This window comes from Streptomyces sp. NPDC057616 (genome assembly GCF_042800575.1).
In the GTDB taxonomy this organism is placed as follows: domain Bacteria; phylum Actinomycetota; class Actinomycetes; order Streptomycetales; family Streptomycetaceae; genus Streptomyces.
Genome location: NZ_JBHVGU010000042.1, coordinates 1 through 16,292, shown reverse-complemented (window position 1 = coordinate 16,292; position 16,292 = coordinate 1). Strand labels below are relative to the sequence as shown.

At 70.9% G+C, this 16,292-nt stretch carries 12 protein-coding genes and 1 pseudogene; 4 read left to right on the top strand and 9 right to left on the bottom strand.

Features of this window, described 5'->3' with window-relative positions; genetic code table 11:
• Positions 1-5: 5 nt before the first annotated feature.
• Genes ACFU97_RS37790 through ACFU97_RS37775 form a run of 4 tightly spaced genes read right to left on the bottom strand, consistent with a single transcriptional unit; the run spans position 6 to position 4,599 of the window.
• A complete protein-coding gene (locus tag ACFU97_RS37790; protein WP_384265678.1) occupies positions 6-911 on the bottom strand; it encodes an AAA family ATPase in 906 nt (301 codons plus the stop codon).
• A gap of 6 nt (positions 912-917) precedes the next feature.
• Positions 918-1,772: an FAD binding domain-containing protein gene (locus tag ACFU97_RS37785; RefSeq protein WP_384265547.1), complete on the bottom strand. Its 855-nt coding sequence runs from the start codon at positions 1,770-1,772 to the stop codon at positions 918-920.
• Positions 1,769-4,132 carry a xanthine dehydrogenase family protein molybdopterin-binding subunit gene (locus ACFU97_RS37780; RefSeq protein WP_384265544.1) on the bottom strand — a complete coding sequence of 788 codons (2,364 nt, stop codon included), beginning with the start codon at positions 4,130-4,132 and terminating at the stop codon, positions 1,769-1,771. The genes ACFU97_RS37785 and ACFU97_RS37780 overlap by 4 nt, the downstream gene beginning before the upstream one ends.
• Positions 4,129-4,599, bottom strand: a complete 471-nt coding sequence (locus tag ACFU97_RS37775) for a (2Fe-2S)-binding protein (RefSeq protein ID WP_384265542.1) — start codon at positions 4,597-4,599, stop codon at positions 4,129-4,131. The genes ACFU97_RS37780 and ACFU97_RS37775 overlap by 4 nt, the downstream gene beginning before the upstream one ends.
• 229 nt (positions 4,600-4,828) lie before the next feature.
• On the opposite strand from ACFU97_RS37775, the gene ACFU97_RS37770 reads away from it, so the two are divergent.
• Together ACFU97_RS37770 and ACFU97_RS37765 are read left to right on the top strand one after the other, a co-directional pair.
• Positions 4,829-7,186, top strand: a complete 2,358-nt coding sequence (locus ACFU97_RS37770) for a GTP-binding protein (protein ID WP_384265539.1) — start codon at positions 4,829-4,831, stop codon at positions 7,184-7,186.
• A 94-nt stretch (positions 7,187-7,280) separates the two neighbouring features.
• The gene (locus ACFU97_RS37765; protein ID WP_384265536.1) at positions 7,281-9,146 is read left to right on the top strand and encodes an endoglycosylceramidase; all 1,866 of its coding nucleotides are present in this window, start codon (positions 7,281-7,283) and stop codon (positions 9,144-9,146) included.
• A 45-nt stretch (positions 9,147-9,191) separates the two neighbouring features.
• On the opposite strand, the pseudogene ACFU97_RS37760 reads toward ACFU97_RS37765, so the two are convergent.
• Both ACFU97_RS37760 and ACFU97_RS37755 read right to left on the bottom strand, forming a co-directional pair.
• A pseudogene (locus ACFU97_RS37760) lies at positions 9,192-9,572 on the bottom strand (hypothetical protein); the annotation flags it as partial.
• A 156-nt stretch (positions 9,573-9,728) separates the two neighbouring features.
• Positions 9,729-10,985, bottom strand: a complete 1,257-nt coding sequence (locus ACFU97_RS37755; RefSeq protein ID WP_384265534.1) for a YncE family protein — start codon at positions 10,983-10,985, stop codon at positions 9,729-9,731.
• 206 nt (positions 10,986-11,191) lie between these two features.
• Between ACFU97_RS37755 and ACFU97_RS37750 the strand changes: the two genes are divergently transcribed.
• The gene (locus ACFU97_RS37750; RefSeq protein ID WP_384265531.1) at positions 11,192-11,848 is read left to right on the top strand and encodes a TetR/AcrR family transcriptional regulator; all 657 of its coding nucleotides are present in this window, start codon (positions 11,192-11,194) and stop codon (positions 11,846-11,848) included.
• Here ACFU97_RS37750 and ACFU97_RS37745 read toward each other — a convergent pair.
• Positions 11,826-13,067, bottom strand: a complete 1,242-nt coding sequence (locus tag ACFU97_RS37745) for a glycosyltransferase (protein WP_384265676.1) — start codon at positions 13,065-13,067, stop codon at positions 11,826-11,828. The two genes, ACFU97_RS37750 and ACFU97_RS37745, sit on opposite strands and share 23 nt — an antisense overlap.
• A 216-nt stretch (positions 13,068-13,283) precedes the next feature.
• Here ACFU97_RS37745 and ACFU97_RS37740 point away from each other — a divergent pair, with 216 nt between their 5' ends.
• Positions 13,284-15,251, top strand: a complete 1,968-nt coding sequence (locus tag ACFU97_RS37740) for a ricin-type beta-trefoil lectin domain protein (RefSeq protein WP_384265529.1) — start codon at positions 13,284-13,286, stop codon at positions 15,249-15,251.
• Between the two features lie 15 nt (positions 15,252-15,266).
• Here the strand turns inward: ACFU97_RS37740 and ACFU97_RS37735 are convergent, their stop codons facing one another.
• The gene (locus tag ACFU97_RS37735) at positions 15,267-15,602 is read right to left on the bottom strand and encodes a hypothetical protein (RefSeq protein ID WP_384265527.1); all 336 of its coding nucleotides are present in this window, start codon (positions 15,600-15,602) and stop codon (positions 15,267-15,269) included.
• Positions 15,599-16,292 (bottom strand): cbb3-type cytochrome c oxidase subunit I (locus ACFU97_RS37730; RefSeq protein ID WP_384265525.1); only part of this gene is annotated, 694 nt, incomplete at its 5' end. The genes ACFU97_RS37730 and ACFU97_RS37735, both read right to left, overlap by 4 nt.

The following is a 16,292-nucleotide window of genomic DNA, read 5'->3' as shown; positions in this document are numbered from 1 at the left end:
GCCGCTCACGCCCCCCGCGCCGCGAGCACCGCCGCCAGATCGAGCCCTTTGGCCCGCTCCGCGTCCTCGCGGTACTTGAGGACCGAACCCAGCGTCGCCACCGCCAGCTCCGCGTCCACCTCGGTCGCGCCCAGCGCGTCCAGCGCCTGCGTCCAGTCGATCGTCTCGGCCACCCCCGGCGGCTTCAGCAGGTCCTGGGCGCGCAAGGCCTGCACCAGCGTGGTCACCTGCTCCGCCAGCCGCGCCGACACACCGGGCAACCGCCGCCGTACGATGGCCAGTTCGCGGGCGAAGCCGGGGTGGTCGAACCAGTGGTACAGGCAGCGCCGCTTCAGCGCGTCGTGCACCTCGCGGGTGCGGTTGGAGGTCAGCACCACGACCGGGGGCACCTCGGCGCGCAGGGTGCCCAGCTCCGGGATCGTGACCGAGAACTCCGACAGCAGCTCCAGCAGGAACGCCTCGAACTCGTCGTCGGCGCGGTCGATCTCGTCGACCAGCAGCACCGACGGCTGCGTCTCCAGCGCCTTGAGCAGCGGCCGGGCGACCAGGAAGCGCCGGGCGTACAGCTCGCCCTCCAGGCGGTCGGCGTCGGTGACTCCGGCCGCCTCCGCGGCCCGCAGATGCAGCAGCTGACGGGGGAAGTCCCAGTCGTACAGGGCCTGCGAGGCGTCGATGCCCTCGTGGCACTGCAAGCGGATCAGCGGCGCGCCGAGCGCCTCGGCGAGGGCGGACGCCAGCGCGGTCTTGCCCACGCCCGCGTCGCCCTCGCAGAAGATCGGCCGGTGCAGCCGCACGGCCAGGAAGCAGGCCGTGGCAAGCCCGTCGTCGACGAGGTATCCCGTCTTCTCCAGGCGGGCCCGTACCTGCTCCGGGCCGTCGATGTCCGCGCTCGGGTCGTGCTTGTGCGTGATCGGTCCTCACCCCATTCCGGCGGCGGTCAGCACCGCCCGCCTGGTGAGGACCCGCGCCAGGTGCTCGCGGTACTCGGGCGAGGCCGACATGTCCTGCGAGGGGTGTGTCCCCTCGGCCGCCGCCTCGGTGGCCCGCTTGACCGCCTCGGCGTCGCCGGCACCCGTCAGGGCCTGCTCCGCGGCCGAGGCGCGCAGCGGTGTCGCGCCCATGTTGGTGAGGCCGACCCGCGCCTCGGCGATGTGCCCGTCGTCGCGCCGCACCAGGGCGGCGACACCGACGATCGCGTAGGCCTGGGCCACCCGGTGGAATTTCTCGTAGTGGAAGCCCCAGCCGTCCGTCTTGGGCACCCGCACCTCCACCAGGAGTTCGTCGGGGGACAGCGCGGACTGCAGGTAGTCGACGAAGAAGTCACGGGCCGGGATCGTGCGCCGCCCGCTCGGGCCCTGCACCACCAGTTCGCCGTCGAGGGCCAGCACCACCGCGGGCAGATCGGCCGCCGGGTCGGCGTGCGCGAGCGAGCCGCCGAGCGTGCCCCGGTGGCGTACCGCGGGGTCCGCGACGGTCGCCGTGGCCGACGCGAGCAGCGCCGCGTGCCGGCGGACCAGCGGATCGTGGATGACGTCGTGGTGCGTGGTCATCGCGCCGATGACGAGCGTGCCGCCGTCCTCACGCACCCCGCGCAGCTCGGCGATGCGGCCGACGTCCACGATCAGCTCGGGGAAGGCCAGCCGCAGCCGCATCAGCGGCACCAGGCTCTGCCCGCCGGCCAGGACCTTCGCCTCGTCGCCGGCGTCGGCCAGCGTGCGCACCGCCTCGTCGACCGTGGCCGGCCGGGTGTAGTCGAATGCCGGGGGAATCATGCCTGGGCCTCCCTCACCGCTCGCCAGACCCGCTCGGGGGTGCAGGGCATCTTGATGTCGTTGACCCCGAAGGGGCGCAGCGCGTCCACGATCGCGTTGACCACGGCGGGCGTCGACGCGATCGTCCCGGCCTCGCCGACTCCCTTGACGCCCAGGGGGTTCGAGGTGGCGGGCGTCTCGGTGCGGTCGGTGGTGAACTCGGGCAGGTCCGCGGCCGACGGCACGTAGTAGTCCGCCATCGAGCCGGAGACCAGGTTGCCCTCGTCGTCGTAGACGGCCTCCTCGTACAGCGCCTGCGCGATGCCCTGCGCGAGGCCGCCGTGCACCTGTCCCTCCACGATCATCGGGTTGACGACCTTGCCGACGTCGTCGACGCAGACGTAGGAGCGGATGTGCGTCTCGCCCGTCTCGGTGTCGACCTCCACGGCGCACAGGTGGGTGCCGTGCGGATAGGAGAAGTTGTCCGGGTCGAGCAGGTGCTCGGCGTTGATGCTCGGCTCGATGCCGTCCGGCAGGTCGTGCGAGGTGAAGGTCTCGAAGGCGATCTCCTGGATCGTCTTGCGGGCTTCCGGGGAGCCCTTCACGGAGAACACGCCGTCCGCGAAGTCCAGGTCCTGCTCGCTCGCCTCCAGGAGGTGGGCGGCCACCTTCCGCGCCTTGTCGACCACCTTCTGCGCGGCATGGTGGACGGCGGACCCGCCCACGACCAGCGACCGCGACCCGTAGGTGTCCATGCCCTGCGGGGACGCCTTGGTGTCGCCGTGCACCACCTCGACGTCCTCGAACGGCACGCCCAGCACATCGGCGGCGATCTGGCTCCAGCAGGTCACATGGCCCTGGCCGTGCGGGCTGGTGCCGGTGACGACCTCGACCTTGCCGGTGGGCAGCATCCGGATGCTCGCCGCCTCCCAGCCGCCGGCCGCGTACCTCAGGTCGCGCAGCACCCGGCTCGGCGCGAGACCGCACATCTCGGTGTACGTCGACACGCCGATCCCCAGCCGGACGGCGTCACCGCGGCGGTTGCGGTCGGCCTGCTCGGCCCGCAGCTTGTCGTAGTCGAACAGCGCCAGCGACTTCTCCGTGGCGGCCTCGTAGTTCCCGCTGTCGTAGGTCAGACCCGCGATCGAGGTGTACGGGAACTCCTCGTGGCCGATCCAGTTCCGGCGCCTCAACTCCACCGGGTCCAGGCCGAGTTCGACGGCCAGCTCGTCCATGATGCGTTCGATGGCGTACGTCGCCTCCGGGCGCCCGGCGCCGCGGTAGGCGTCGGTGGGCGTCCGCGTGGTGAAGACGCCGGTGCAGGTGAAGTCGTAGGAGTCCATCTTGTAGATGGCGGGGTACATGAAGGCGCCCAGGATCGGGATGCCCGGGGTGACCAGCATCAGGTACGCGCCCATGTCGGCCAGCAGGTCGACCTTGAGGCCGAGCAGCTTGCCGTCCCGGGTCGCGGCGATCTCCAGGTCCTGGATCATCCCGCGGCCGTGGTGCGTGGCCAGGAAGCCCTCGGAACGGGACTCGGTCCACTTCACCGGCCGGCCGATCCGCCGTGCCACGGCGAGCGCCAGCGCCTCCTCGCCGTACACCTGGAGCTTGGAGCCGAAGCCGCCGCCGACGTCGGGGGCGATCACCCGGATCTTGTGCTCGGGGATGCCGGTGACGACGGCCATCATGACGCGCACGATGTGCGGGATCTGGGTGGCGGAGTACAGCGTGTACTCGCCGGACGCGGCGAGCGGCGTGGCGACGACCGCGCGGGGCTCCATCGCGTTGGGGATGAGCCGCTGGTGGTGGTACCGCCGCTTGAGGGTGACGTCGGCGCGCCGGCGTACGGAGTCGAAGTCCTCGCCCGTCTTCAGCGGCCAGACGTAGCTGCGGTTGGTGCCCTTGTCCGAGTGGACCAGGGGGGAGTCCTCGGCGAGCGCGGCCTCCAGGTCCAGGACCGGGGGCAGCGGCTCGTAGTCGACCTCGATCGCCTCCAGGGCGTCGGCGGCCGCGTAGCGGTCACGGGCCACCACGAGCGCGACCGGGTCTCCCGCGTAGCGCACCTCGTCCACGGCCATCGGCGGGTGGTCGGGCAGCACGATGTCCTCGGTGACCGGCCAGGCGCAGGGCAGCGAGCCCAGGCCCTCGGCGAGGTCGGCGCCGCTGAACGCCGCGATGACGCCCGGGCGTTCGAGCGCCGGCGAGACGTCGACGCGCGTGATGCGGGCGTGCGCCATCGGGCTGCGCAGGATCGCCATGTGCAGCAGGCCGTTGACGCTGATGTTGTCGGTCCAGTTGGTCTGGCCGGTGATCAGCCGGGCGTCCTCCTTGCGGGCCCGGGAGCGGCCGACCTCGGGTTCCACGGCCTGGTCGGTCATGCCGTGACCTCCTCTTCGGAGGCGGCCTGTACGGCCCGCACGATGTTCTGGTAGCCGGTGCAGCGGCAGAGGTTGCCCTCGAGGGCGTGGCGGATCTCGTCCGCGGTGGGGTGCGGGTGCTCGCGCAGCAGGTCGCGGGCGGCCATCAGCATCCCCGGGGTGCAGTAGCCGCACTGGAGGGCGTGTTTCTCGTGGAAGGCACGCTGGAGGCCGGTCAGCTCGCCGTCGCGGGCGAGTCCCTGGACGGTGGTCACTTCACCTCCGTCGGCCTGTACGGCGAGCACGGAGCAGCTCTTCACGCTGGCGCCGTCGAGTTCGATCGTGCAGGCCCCGCAGTTGGAGGTGTCGCACCCGATCGGGGTGCCGGTCAGACCGAGGCGGTCGCGCAGGTAGTGGACCAGGAGGAGACGCGGTTCCACGTCGTCCTCGTACGTCGTTCCGTCCACCTTCACCGAGATGTGGGTCATTGGCCCTCCCAGGACCACGGGGACGTGATGTTCGTCACTCTATGACCGAGCAGGGGCGACGGCGAGTGCTGTGGCGCAGTTCGTTGAGCGTTAATCCATTGCTGTCGGGGGCCCGGCTCTGCTGGACTTTCCCGAGTCCCACCGGCACGCGATCCAGGAGATGCAATGCGCACACCGCTCATGTCCACCCAGGAAGGAACGACCCCCTCTTTTAAGGACATGAAGCTTCGTGCACCTGCTCAACCTCGGGATCCTCGCGCACGTAGACGCGGGTAAGACCAGCCTCACCGAGCGCCTGCTGCACACGGTCGGGATCACCGACGAGATCGGCAGCGTCGACGCCGGCAGCACCCGCACCGACACACTCGCGCTGGAGCGCCGGCGCGGCATCACCATCAAGTCCGCGGTCGTCTCGTTCGCGATCGACGACGTCACGGTCAACCTCATCGACACACCGGGTCACCCCGACTTCATCGCCGAGGTGGAGCGGGTGCTCGGCGTGCTCGACGGCGCGGTCCTGGTCGTCTCGGCCGTCGAGGGCGTCCAGGCGCAGACCCGCGTCCTGATGCGGACCCTCCAGCGGCTGCGCATCCCGACCCTGCTGTTCGTCAACAAGATCGACCGCCGCGGCGCCGACCCCGACCGTGTGCTGCGCCAGATCTCCGAGCGGCTCACGCCCGCGGCCGTGCCGATGGGCGAGACCGGGGCGCTGGGCACACCCGACGCCTGGTTCCGGCCGGTGCTCGGCACGGCGGCGCTGGAGGTGCTGGCCGATCACGACGACGAACTGCTGGCCGCGTACGTCGAGGGGAGCGGCGCGGACGCCGTGGCGGGGCGGGCCGGCCTCGCGCAGGCGGATGTCGCGGCAGGTGGGGAGGGTCTCGCGCACTCGGATGTCGTGCTGGGCCGGGAGGGTCTCGCGCACTCGGATGTCGCGCTGGGCCGGGAGGGTCTCGCGCACTCGGATGTCGCGCCGCGCCGGGAGGGTCTCACGCACTCGGATGCCGTGCTGGGCCGGGAGGGTCTCACGCACTCGGATGCCGTGGCAGGGCGGGGCGGCCTCGCGCACTCGGATGTCGTGCCGGGGCAGGAGGGCCAAGCGCGCGCCGATGTCGTGCCGGGCCGGGACGGCCTGGCGCGCGCGGATGCCGTGCCGCGGCAGGACGGCCTCCCGCAGGCGGTGGCCGGCGGCCTGTCGCACCGCACCGTCGACGCCCTGCGCGCGGCCCTGACCACCCGGACCCGCCAGGCCCTCGTCCACCCCGTCCATTTCGGCTCCGCCATCACCGGCGCCGGCGTGGACGCCCTCGTCACCGGGATCAAGGAGCTTCTGCCCCCGGCCGACGGCGACCCCGACGGGCCCGTGTCGGGCACCGTCTTCAAGGTCGAGCGCGGCCCGGCGGGGGAGAAGGTGGCGTACGTCCGCATGTTCTCCGGGACGCTGCGCACCCGCGACCGGATCCCCTTCGCGGAGAGCCGCCAGGAGGGTCGGATCACGGCGATCAGCGTCTTCGACCAGGGCACCGACGCCCGGGCCGACGCGGTGCCCGCGGGCCGCATCGCCCGCCTGTGGGGACTGACCGACATCAGGATCGGCGACGCGATCGGCGAGCCGCGCAAGGCGTACGAGCACTTCTTCGCCCCGCCGACCCTGGAGACCGTGGTCGTCCCGGGCCCGGGCGTGGACGGCCGGAAGCTGCATCTCGCGCTGGCCCAGCTCGCCGAACAGGACCCGCTGATCGACCTGCGTCACGACGAGGTCCGCCAGGAGACCTCGGTGTCGCTCTACGGCGAGGTGCAGAAGGAGGTCATCGAGGCCACCCTCGCCGAGGACTTCGGGCTCGAGGTCACCTTCCGGGAGACCACGACGATCTGCATCGAGCGGCCGTCCGGCACGGGAGCGGCGGTCGAGTTCAACAAGAAGGACCCGAACCCCTTCCTGGCCACCGTCGGCCTGCGCGTCGACCCGGCCCCGGCCGGCTCCGGCGTCTCCTTCCGCCTGGAGGTGGAGCTGGGCGCCATGCCGTACGCCTTCTTCAAGGCCGTCGAGGACACCGTCCGGGAGACGCTCGGGCAGGGGCTGCACGGCTGGCAGGTCACCGACTGCACCGTCACGATGACCCACTCGGGCTACTCGCCCCGGCAGAGCCACGCCCACCAGGGCTTCGACAAGAGCATGTCGAGCACGGGCGCGGACTTCCGTGGGGTGACCCCGCTGGTCCTGGTCGAGGCGCTGCGCCGGGCGGGCACCCAGGTGTACGAGCCGATGCACCGCTTCCGGCTGGAGGCCCCGGCGGACACGCTCGGCGCCCTGCTGCCGGTGCTCGCCGCGCTGCGGGCGGTGCCGCAGACGACCGAGACGCGGGGCGCGGCCTGTGTGCTGGAGGGCGCGGTGCCGGCGGGCCGGGTGCACGAACTGGAGCAGCGGCTGCCCGGGCTGACACGGGGCGAGGGCGAGCTGGAGAGCGCCTTCGACCACTACGCACCGGTCGCCCACGGAGTGGTTCCCGAACGTCCGCGCACCGACCACAACCCCCTCAACCGCAAGGAGTATCTGTTGAACGTCACCCGCAGGGTGGGGAGTTGAGTCCGATCCCGGAAGCGGCCCAGCCGAAATCCTGATACTTACTCAGGAGTCAGAAGTATTGACGGTGTCAGGACATCGCCGGACTGTAGTGGACATGCCGAATATCCGGGCACGTCTGCTCGTTGTTCTGGTTGTCCTCCTCGGATCACTGACGGTGGCGGGCGCGCCGCCCGCCACCGCCGCCACCACGCTCCCCGGTTCCCTCTGGTTCGACGAAACGCCGCTCACCGTGCGCGGCGGCCGGTTCGTCGACGGCAACGGCCGCGAGGTCGTGCTGCGCGGCTACAACGTCTCCGGCGAGACCAAGCTGGAGGAGAACGGCGGCCTGCCCTTCGCCTCGGTGGCCGACGCGAAGAAGTCGGCGACCGCGCTGCGCGCACTCGGCGGCGGCAACTCGGTCCGCTTCCTGCTCTCCTGGGCCCACGTCGAGCCCACCCGGGGCACGGTCGACACGGCCTATCTGGCCGCCGCCACCGAGCAGATGCGGGCCTTCCTCGACGCCGGCATCCGCGTCTACCCCGACTTCCACCAGGACCTCTACTCCCGCCACCTGTTCAACTCGGGCAGTTGGTACACGGGTGACGGCGCGCCCAAGTGGGCCGTGGCGCTGGGAGGTTACCCGCAGGAGTCGTGCGGGATCTGCTTCTTCTGGGGCCAGAACATCACCCAGAACCAGGCCGTGACCAAGGCCCAGTACGACTTCTGGCACAACGCCCACGGCCTGCAGGACTCCTTCCTCGACACCGCGCAGAAGACCATGTCGTACGTCGAACAGCACCTGAGCGAGGCCGAGTTCGTGGCCGTCGCCGGCTTCGATCCGTACAACGAGCCCTACGCCGGCAGCTACGACTCGGGCCGGACCAGCCGCACGTGGGAACAGAGCCTGCTGTGGCCCTTCTACGAGAAGTTCCGGGCCCGGATGGACGCGGCCGGCTGGCAGGACAAGCCCGCCTTCGTCGAGCCCAACCTCTTCTGGAACGCCAACATCGACTCGCAGAAGCAGGAGGGCGGCCTCCTCGACGCGGGCACCCTCGGCCCCCGCTATGTCTTCAACACCCACTTCTACGACCAGAAGGCCATCTCCGGCATCCTGATGTGGGGCAACGCCTCCGACGGCCAGTACACCGGCGACTTCGGCACGATCCGCGACCGGGCCTCCGCCGCCGCGACGGCCGCGATGGTCAGCGAGTTCGGCCATCCCCTGTCCGGCACGGTCTCCGGCAAGGCCCCCACCGTCGACAAGGCCATGTACCAGGCACTCGACTCCCGTGTCCCCGGAGCGAGTTGGTGGAGCGACCCGGCCGCCTCCGGCCCGGTGCTCTCCGGTAGCCAGTGGCAGTGGGACCTTTACAACGGGCGCCACCACGAGCTGATGAACGACAACCCCGACAAGGTGCGCACGTCCGGGGACGCCTGGAACGACGAGGACCTCTCCGCCGTGCGGCTCGACGACTCGGGCGCGGTGACGCTGCGCCAGGACGCCCGGCTGCTGGACCGCCTCTACCCGAGCGCCACCGCCGGGACGACGCTCGCCTTCACCTACGAGGACCGTTCGCGTGACGGTTCCACGACCCTGACCTGGAACCCGGTGCCGAGTTCACTGCCGAACGTGTCCCGGCTGGTCGGCTCCGGCCAGTACGGCCTGCTCGTCTGGCGCTCGGGCTCCGGCTCGGCCCCCACCGAACTCCACCTGCCCGCCTCCTTCCCGACCGCGGCCACCACGGTGGTCTCCGACCTCGGCACGGTGTACGCCCCGCCCGCCTACGCCCCCTCGGTCCCGATCGCCGCCGCGCCGGAACCGGGCGGCACCGGCAGCCGCCGCCTCCTCCTCACGAACACGGACACGGACACGGGCGTGCTGCACTACGCCCTGGTGACGAACGGCGCCACCTCCCCGTCGGCCACGCAGCTGGACGCGGCCCGGTCGGAGCTGTCGTCCTGGGCGGCGGGGCACTTCTGACGGGCGCCCTCGCAGGCGCGGTCCGTCGCCGACCGCCGGAGCGCGCTACCCCGGCACCTTCTCCGACACGTCCCTGCGCCTGCCCGTGTCCACGTTCCGGCCCGCGTCGCGCATACGGCCGTAGGCGTGGACGCAGCCTGCCAGGGGCGAGGTCGGCCAGGAGCATGAAGCCGACGGAGCAGGAGTTCTTGGCGCTGTAGACCGCGCCCATGACCAGGGCGGGACGAAGCCGCCGAGGCCGCCCGTCGCGCCCACGATGCCGGTCACGCTGCCCACCTGCGGCTGCGGGGTGACCCGGGCGACCAGGGCGAAGACCGAGCCGCCGGCCGTGCCGCGGCCGGCGGCCATCATCGGCAGGCTGATCGTCGCGCCGGGCGGCAGCGAGGGGGCGAAGACCTGGACGACGGAGAGGAGGGCCACCGTGCCGGGCACTCGGCGGCCGCCGGGGCTCGGGGCGTCCGGTCGCCCACAGCGCCTCTCGTGATCGGCGGTCCCCACCGGGTCCGCATCTCGGCGACGGGCCCGCGGCCCGACGGCGCGAACGGCGCCGGACGCGGTCGTCCGGCGCCGTTCGCCAGGGGGTCAGCCGCCGGACGGACCCGTCCAGTCGGCCTGCACATGCCCGAGCCGCACCCGCTGCGGGTGGTCGCCGACCGCGACGGACGTGACCTTCTGTCCGGTCGCGAAGTCGATGGCGGTGACCTGGTCGGCGCCGCTCTCGGAGACGATGCAGTCCTTGCCGTCACCACTGACCGTGGCCCAGTAGGGCTTGGACGCGGTGATCAGCGGGCCTTCCTTGAGCGTGGCGCGGTCGACGACCGTCGCGTAGTCGTCCATGGTGCCCGCGACGCACAGCTTGGTGCCGTCCGGGTTCATCGAAATGCCGTGGTGGCGCGAGTCGTTGACCCAGGTGGTGCGGTCCTCGCTGGTCGCCGGGTTCTTCGGCAGCGTCTTCATCCGGGTGATCTTGTCGGTGGCGACGTCGTACTCGAGGAAGCCGTTGAAGAAGGACACCTGGAAGTAGAGCTTCGACTCGTCGGGTGAGAAGACGGCCGGGCGGACGGCGTCGGAGAAGTCCTTCAGACCGAACGCGTCGAGCCGCTGGCGCATGTCGATCGTCCTGACCTGCTTGTACGTCGTCGCGTCCACGACCGTGATGTGGCGGTCGCCCTTCGTCCAGTCCCAGCCCGGGTCGTCGAGGGAGGTGTTGACGTCCCCGATGGCCATGTTCCAGATGTACTTGCCGTCCTTGGTGAAGATGTTCTCGTGCGGCTTGTCGCCCGTCGCGAACGAGCCGAGCTGCTTGCCCGTGTCGATGTCCAGCACGTGCACGGTGTTCGAGGTCGAGGCGGACACCGCCACGCGGGTGCCGTCGGGGGAGACGGCCATGTGGTCGGAGCGGTAACCCGACACGGGGAAGCGCCAGTTGATGCTGCCGGTGGCGAGGTCGATCGAGACGACGTCGGCGAAGCTGGGCCGCGAGACCACCACGGACCTTCCGTCCGGCGTGGAGTACATGTCGTCCACGAACTGGTCGTGGCCCTCGCCGACGCCGTTGCGGATCGCCATGAAGTAGATCCACTTGATCGGGTCGGCGTTGATCTCGGCCATCCGCCGGTCCTTGTCCGGGATGACGTTGAGACGGCCGACCTTCGCGAAGTCGCCGCTGGATCTGATGACGTCCGCGGTGCCGTCCCAGTTGTTGCCGACGAACATCACCTCCCGCAGAGCGGCGGGCGAGGCGGTGCCCGCCGCGGTGGCGGCGGTCGCGGGAGCGGTGACGGTCAGGACGAGGGCGGCGGCTACGGAGCAAAGGTGCCTGGGTCTGAAGGCAGGCATGAGTGCTCTCTCCTCTGGAAGGTGGGGCGGGCGGTGGGGAAGGGGGTGCGCGAGCTGACGTGATCGGTGCATGCCAAGCGGAAGGGCGCGAATCTGAAGTGAGATGCCTTCAGATTCCTACTTACTGGAAAGTAAGGAAGAGGCGCCCTTCTCCACAAGACTGCGTACACGACAAAATTGGCGGAACGGGCGACGAGGGAGGTTCGGTGGCGGGCAGGCTCAAGGCGCCGACGGGGCGGTACGGGGGCAAGACCGCCGAGGAACGGCAGGCCGAGCGGCGCAGGAGGTTCCTGGACGCCGCGCTCGAACTGTTCGGCGCCGACCCCGGCTACCGGGCCACCACGGTCGCCGCGCTGAGCGAGGCCGCCGGCCTGTCCACCCGGCAGTTCTACGAGGAGTTCCGCACCCTCGAGGACGTGCTGGCCGCGCTGCACCTCCAGGTCAACGCATGGTCCGAGGAGGCCGTCCTCACCGCCTTCGCCGAGGTCGAGGGCCGGCCGCTCGCCGAGCGCGTGACCGACATCTTCCGCGCCTACGCCGCCAGCGTCACCGGCGATACGCGCCGGATCCGCATCACCTTCGTCGAGATCATCGGGGTGAGCCCCCGGCTGGAGGCGCAGCGCCTCGCCCGCCGCTCCCGCTGGGTGGACCTCATCTGTGCCGAGGCGGAGGCGGCCGCCGCCCGCGGCGAGGCCGCCCCGCGCGACTACCGCATCGCGGCGACGGCCTTCATCGGCAGCGTCAACGGCCTGCTGCACGACTGGAGCGCGGGCTGGGTGAACGCGACGCTGGACGAGGTGGTGGACGAACTGGTCCGGCAGCTGCTGGCTATCATGCGGCCTACGGGCTGGGGGGAGCGCTGACCTCGTTCACCGCGGCCAGGACCGGTGCCACCCCGTCCTCCCGCCGGATCAGTGCGCCCACCTGCGCCGCGCGCCGCGTGAAGGCCGGGTCGCGGGTGGCGCGCGTCAGTGCCGTGGCCAGCGTGTCGGTGGTGAGGCGGCGCAGGGGAAGAGCGCGTGGGGCGACGCCGAGAGTGACGAGGCGGGTGGACCAGAAAGTCTCGTCGAACTGGATCGGTACCGGTACGGCGGGCACCCCCGCTCGCAGGCCCGCCGCCGTCGTGCCCGCGCCCGCGTGGTGGACCACGGCGGCCATGCGGGGGAAGAGCGCGGAGTGCGGGACCTCGTCCACGGTCAGCATGTCATCGCCGGACGCCTCGAGTTCGGCCCAGCCGCGCTGGACGACACCGCGCAGCCCGGCCCGCCGCAGGGCGCGCACGACGGTGGCGCTGAGCCGCTCGGGCTCGGGCACGGTGGCGCTGCCCAGGCCGACGTAGACGGGTGGCGGTCCCGCGTCGAGGAAGTCCCTCAGTGCGGCGGGTAGTTGGGCATCGGCGTCGTAGGGCCACCAGTAACCCGTCACCGCATGACCCGGACGCCAGTCGTGTGGGCGCGGCACCACCCGCGGGCTGAAGCCGTGCAGGACCGGACGTCCCTGCCGCTCACGCTCCCGCCACACGACGGCGGTGTTCCGCCGGGGGAGGCCCAACTGCTGCCGCAGGGCGGGCAGGGCTCCGGCGAAGACGAGCTCCACCGCCAGACCCACCCCGTGCCCGGCGACCTGGTTGACCGCTGCCCCCAGCGAGCGGCCCCCGAGCATGGGCGGCCCGAACTCCCTTGTGGCGGCGAGCGGTTGGAGCGGCAGGTCCAGGTACGGCAGCGACAGGCCCTCTGCGATGGTGTGTCCGAGGGGGCCCACCGAGCCGGACAGCAGCAGCATGTCGCTGCGCCGGGCCGCCGCCACGAGGTCGTCGGTCATCCGCCCGACCAGCGCCCGAGCGAGCGCGACCACGCGCACCAGCTTCCCCGCGCCGGTCGCGCTGCGGTGCAGCCCGCGCCCGCGCGAGGACTCCAACTCGGCCCGCGGATCGACCGGGAGCGGATGGAACCGCACCCCCGACCCCGCGACGAGCGGCTCGAAACGGGCGTGGGTGACCAGCGTGACCTCGTGCCCGGCACGGGCGAGCCCGTGCCCGAGTCCGGTGTACGGGGCCACGTCGCCCCGCGAGCCCGCCGTCATGATCGCTACGCGCACGAGGGTCAGTATGGCGCCGCGGCGTGCCACCCGGGGAGAACGCCCCGCGTGCAATGGCCACTTCGCGCCTGTCCCTTCCGTTGACTTCCGTTTCCTGCGAGCTCTACTTTCGGCGCGGTATGTTCGGCTAATCGATCTGTGTTCGGAATATCGACCAACTACCGCCATCAGCCTGCGCGTTCGCCCCCATGAAGGAGCCCCATGATCCCCCCTCCGCGCTCGCCTCACAGAGGACCGGCCCGCCGCTGCAGAGCCGCCGCCGTACGTCTCCTGGTCCTCGCGCTGGCCGCGGCCGCCGCGCTCCTCTTCGCGGCGCCCGCCCCCGCACAGGCGGCGACGACCCGCCAGGTCGCCGTGCCCACGGCCCCGATGGGCTGGGCCTCCTGGAACAGCTTCGCCGCCAAGATCGACTACAGCGTCATCAAGCAGCAGGTCGACGCGTTCGTCGCGGCAGGGCTGCCGGCGGCCGGATACCGGTACATCAACATCGACGAGGGCTGGTGGCAGGGCACCCGCGACAGCGCGGGCAACATCACCGTCGACACCGGTGAGTGGCCCGGCGGGATGAGCGCCATCGCCGACTACATCCACAGCAAGGGCCTGAAGGCCGGCATCTACACCGACGCCGGCAAGGACGGCTGCGGCTACTACTACCCGACCGGCCGCCCCGCCGCCCCGGGCAGCGGCAGCGAGGGCCACTACGACCAGGACATGCTGCAGTTCTCGACATGGGGCTTCGACTTCGTCAAGGTCGACTGGTGCGGTGGCGACGCCGAAGGTCTCGACGCTGCCACGACGTACCGGTCGATCAGCGACGCGGTCGCGAAGGCGACCGCCGCCACCGGCCGCCCGCTGACGCTCTCCGTCTGCAACTGGGGCAAGCAGAACCCCTGGAACTGGGCACCGGGCCGGGCCCCGATGTGGCGGACCAGCACGGACATCATCTACTACGGCAACTCGCCGTCGATGACGAACCTGCTGTCCAACTTCGACCAGACCCTGCACCCGCTCGCGCAGCACACCGGGTACTACAACGACCCGGACATGCTGATGGTCGGCATGAACGGCTTCACCGCCGCCCAGAACCGCACCCATATGAACCTGTGGGCGATCTCCGGCGCACCACTGCTCGCCGGGAACGACCTCGCGACGATGACGAGCGAGACCGCCGGCATCCTCAAGAACCCCGAGGTCGTCGCCGTCGACCAGGATCCGCGCGGCCTCCAGGGCGTCAAGGTCGCCGAGGACACGAGCGGACTCCAGGTGTACGGCAAGGTGCTGGCCGGCACCGGCAACCGGGCCGTCGTCCTGCTCAACCGCACCTCCTCCGCGCAGAACATCACCGTCCGCTGGTCCGACCTCGGCCTGACCGGCGCGCAGGCGACGGTTCGCGACCTGTGGGCGCGCTCCGACATCGGTTCCTACGGCACCGGTTACACGGCCGACGTCCCGGCGGGCGGCTCGGTCCTGCTGACGGTCACCGGCGGCACCGAGGCGTCGAGCAGCACCTACACCGGCACGTCGGCCTTCTCCGGTGTGGTCGCCGGAAGCACCGGAGTCAAGGTCGTCGACGTCGCCTACACGAACAACACGTCCGCGCCCCGCACCGCGACCCTCAAGGTCAACGGCCAGGGCTCGACGACGGTCTCCTTCCCGCCGACCGGCTCCTCGCTGGGCACGATCTCGGTCATGGCCGGCCTGTCCAAGGGGTCCTCGAACACGCTGACCTTCTCCAACGCGCCGACGCTGGCCGACATCACGGTCCGCCCGCTGCCAGGAGCCCATGGCGACCAGGTCGTCGGCACCCGGTCCGGCCGCTGTCTCGACCTCTACGACAACACCATCACCAACGGCACCCAGGCCGAGCTGTGGGACTGCAACGGCGGCCAGAACCAGGCCTGGACGTACACCTCCCGCAAGGAGTTCGTGCTGTACGGCAGCAAGTGCCTCGACGCCTACAACCAGGGCACGACCAACGGCACCAAGGTCGTCATCTGGGACTGCAACGGCCAGAACAACCAGAAGTGGAACGTCAACAGCGACGGCACGATCACCAATGTCAACGCGGGCCTCTGCCTGGACGCCCACGACAACGGCACGGCCAACGGCACCTCGCTGGTGCTGTGGTCCTGCGGGACGGGAGACGACCAGAAATGGAGGCTCAACTAGCGCCGGCCCGACCGCCTAGGCGAGCGACAGCAGCACGACCCCGACGGCCACCACCGCGGCGCACGCCAGCAGCCAGCCGGCCAGCAGGCGGCGCCGCAGGGCGCGGTGGACCTCCTCGTACTCGCCCCGAACCTCGCGGGCACGCTCGGCCGTGTGCTCCCACGAGTTGCGGGCGAGTGCGAGGTACTCCGACTCGAACCGGCGCTCCACCTCCTCCCGTTGACCCTCGGTGAGCCAGTCGAAGGGGGCGGAGAACCGCGCGGCGGCCGTACGGCCCTCCTCACGGGCGGCGGCGATCAGCAGGTGCCCCTCGATCTCGTTGAGGAGCACCCGCGCGTCCTCACTGCTCACGGTGCCGTCAACTCCCTTTCCACAGGCGCGATGTGGGGGTGGTGCAGGTCGAACGCCGGGGATTCGCTGCGGATCCGGGGCAGCGCCACGAAGTTGTGCCGCGGCGGCGGGCAGGAGGTCGCCCACTCCAGCGAACGGCCGTAGCCCCACGGGTCGTCGACCTCGACCTTCTCGCCGTACTTGGCCGTCTTCCAGACGTTGTAGAAGAAGGGAAGGAGCGACGATCCGAGGAGGAACGAGAAGATCGTCGACACGGTGTTGAGGGTCGTCAGGCCTTCCGCCGCCAGGTAGTCGGGGATCCGGCGCTGCATGCCGTTCGCGCCCAGCCAGTGCTGCACGAGGAAGGTGCCGTGGAAGCCGATGAACAGCGTCCAGAACGTGATCTTGCCGAGGCGCTCGTCGAGCATCTTGCCGGTCATCTTCGGCCACCAGAAGTGGAAGCCGGAGAACATCGCGAACACCACGGTGCCGAAGACGACGTAGTGGAAGTGCGCCACCACGAAGTACGAGTCCGAGACATGGAGGTCGATGGGGGGCGAGGCGAGCATCACGCCGGTCAGGCCCCCGAAGACGAACGTCACGAGGAAACCCATCACCCACAGCATCGGGGTCTCGAAGCTCAGTGACCCCTTCCACATGGTGCCGATCCAGTTGAAGAACTTCACGCCGGTGGGGACGGCGATCAGGAAC

Coding starts and splice junctions, on each gene's coding strand:
- ACFU97_RS37775 (WP_384265542.1), bottom strand. CDS start 4,599: ATGACCCACATCTCGGTGAAGGTGGACGGAACGACGTACGAGGACGAC.
- ACFU97_RS37755 (WP_384265534.1), bottom strand. CDS start 10,985: ATGCCTGCCTTCAGACCCAGGCACCTTTGCTCCGTAGCCGCCGCCCTC.
- ACFU97_RS37785 (WP_384265547.1), bottom strand. CDS start 1,772: ATGATTCCCCCGGCATTCGACTACACCCGGCCGGCCACGGTCGACGAG.
- ACFU97_RS37765 (WP_384265536.1), top strand. CDS start 7,281: ATGCCGAATATCCGGGCACGTCTGCTCGTTGTTCTGGTTGTCCTCCTC.
- ACFU97_RS37745 (WP_384265676.1), bottom strand. CDS start 13,067: ATGACGGCGGGCTCGCGGGGCGACGTGGCCCCGTACACCGGACTCGGG.
- ACFU97_RS37780 (WP_384265544.1), bottom strand. CDS start 4,132: ATGACCGACCAGGCCGTGGAACCCGAGGTCGGCCGCTCCCGGGCCCGC.
- ACFU97_RS37740 (WP_384265529.1), top strand. CDS start 13,284: ATGATCCCCCCTCCGCGCTCGCCTCACAGAGGACCGGCCCGCCGCTGC.